This is a genomic window from Collinsella sp. LCP19S3_A6 (genome assembly GCF_052122015.1).
Taxonomy (GTDB): Bacteria; Actinomycetota; Coriobacteriia; order Coriobacteriales; family Coriobacteriaceae; genus Collinsella.
The window spans coordinates 1-2295 of sequence record NZ_JBQKDD010000021.1; the positions used below are offsets into that span (position 1 = coordinate 1).

General features: G+C 57.0%; 1 protein-coding gene. It reads left to right on the top strand.

What is annotated here, in order from left to right:
- The first annotated feature begins 298 nt into the window (after positions 1 to 298).
- Entirely contained in the window at positions 299 to 1993 is a 1695-nt protein-coding gene (locus ACTQVX_RS08775) for a phospho-sugar mutase (protein WP_441560927.1), read from the top strand.
- Positions 1994 to 2295: the final 302 nt, after the last annotated feature.

Here is a 2295-nt window from a genome sequence, read left to right on the forward strand (position 1 = left end):
GCCGAGAGTACTGCGGGGCCAGCCCGTGGGAGGCCAGGGCGCCGCTGACCGGTGGACGGCACCGAGCCGTGCGCTTGGACTGAGAAGGGGGAGGCCTCGCGGCCTCCCCCTATTTCGTTTCTCAGGCAATTTAACTAAATGACAATTTTTACAACGATATCATCTGCCGTCTTATTCAGACGTTCACCGTTCTCCTGACAGTCTCACGCACTCAATGGATTACTATCTACTTAAGCGTGATACTGCGCTTGACCTGTTTTAGGCGGGCCGTTTTATTGATTATGAAGGAAGGACGCACATGGCAGATGTTCACGAGCTGCTTGATACTTGGATTGCCAATGTCAAGGATGATGAGCTGCTGACCGAGCTCAACATGATGAAGGAGCAGGGTGACGAGGATGCCATCACCGATGCCTTCTTCCAGGATCTTGCCTTCGGCACCGCCGGCCTTCGCGGCACGATCGGTGCTGGCACCAACCGTATGAATATCTATACGGTCGGCCGTGCAACGCAGGGCTTCGCCGACTATCTCAATGCGACTTTTGAGCATCCGACGGTTGCCATTGCTCGCGACAGCCGCAATAAGGGCGAATTGTTCGTCAAGACGACTGCTGCCATTCTTGCAGCAAACGGCGTGACTGCTCTCGTGTACCCTAAGATTTCTCCCGTGCCGACGCTTTCCTGGGCCGTCCGCGACCTTAAGTGCTCCGGTGGCATTTGCATGACCGCTAGTCATAACCCTGCGCCCTATAACGGCTATAAGGCATATGGCCCCGACGGCTGCCAGATCACTAGCGAGGCCGCCGATGCAATTTCTAAGGCTATCGCCGAGACCGATACGTTCACTGGCGTGAAGTCCATGGACTTCGATGAGGCTCTTGAGCAGGGTCTGGTCAAATGGATCGATGACTCGTGCCTCGAGCGTTATTACGACGCCGTTCTCGCGCGCGGCGTGACCAACCTTTCTGCCGAGGAGATTGCTGGCGCTCCGCTTAAGCTCGTCTACACTCCGCTCAACGGCACTGGTCTCATTCCCGTCACGACGGTGCTCGAGCGCGCCGGCATCACCGATGTCACGGTTGTTCCCGAGCAGAAGGACCCGAACGGCGATTTCCCGACCTGCCCGTATCCTAACCCCGAGATCCGTCAGGCCATGCAGAAGGGAATCGACCTGTGCGAGCAGGTTCACCCCGATCTGCTGCTTGCAACCGATCCTGACGCCGACCGTGTTGGCGTTGCTGTTAAGAATGGTGATGACTATCTGCTGCTGACCGGCAATGAGATGGGCGTTCTGCTGCTCGACTATATCTGCAAGACCCGTGCCGCCTGCGGCGAGGATCTCACCAAGAAGGTCGCGGTTACTACCATTGTTTCTTCCGCCATGGTCGATGCTCTGGCCGAGGAGTATGGCTTTGAGCTCCGTCGCTGCCTGACGGGCTTCAAGTACATCGGTGACATCATTACCTCGCTTTCCGATGCTGGTGAAGTCGATCGCTTTATCTTCGGTTTCGAGGAGAGCTACGGTTATCTGGCCGGCGACCACGTGCGTGACAAGGACGCCGTGAGCACTTCGCTTCTGATTTGCCAGATGGCGCAGTATTACAAGCTCCAGGGCAAGAACCTTGCCGATGCGATGCACGAGCTGTACGAGAAGTATGGCTACTATCACAACAAGACGATTTCGCTGAGCTATCCGGGCGCTGAGGGTGCGGCAAAGATGGCCGGCATCATGGCTGGTCTGCGCGAGAACCCGCCCGCGGAGCTCGCAGGCTCCAAGATCGAGGCCGTTGTGGATTACAACACGTGCGTGAACGGCCTGCCGAAGGCTAATGTCATTGAGTTCGATCTTGAGGGTGGCAACAAGGGTATTGTCCGTCCTTCCGGCACCGAGCCCAAGATCAAGCTGTACATCTTCGCTAAGGGCGCGGATGCCGCCGAGGCTGATGCAGCACTTGACGCGATTGAGGAGTCTGGCCGCAAGCTGCTGGCCTAGGGCTTGATAAACAGACTGTTACCGATAAGAAGGGAAGGGGGTCTCGCAAAGGGCCCCCTTCTTTTGCTCTAACGTTTGGTCGATGAATAATAAATGTGTAGGAGCTGTGTGCAACCAGATTCCCGCCCCGCGGGCCCCTCCGGTCTGGCAATATATCTCCTTGCCGCGCGGCCCGGTCGGACCGGGAACCGGCGCAGGCGTGCACCTTGAGAACCGGATACTGCGAGGATGGACACACCAGATGTGTCGCATCCGGGCAGACATCGAACCATTTGAAATGGTCTGACTTGGATTCGTTTTTC

Bases quoted from the DNA above. Each gene is read 5' to 3' on its own strand.
- ACTQVX_RS08775 (WP_441560927.1), top strand. From the start codon at position 299: ATGGCAGATGTTCACGAGCTGCTTGATACTTGGATTGCCAATGTCAAG.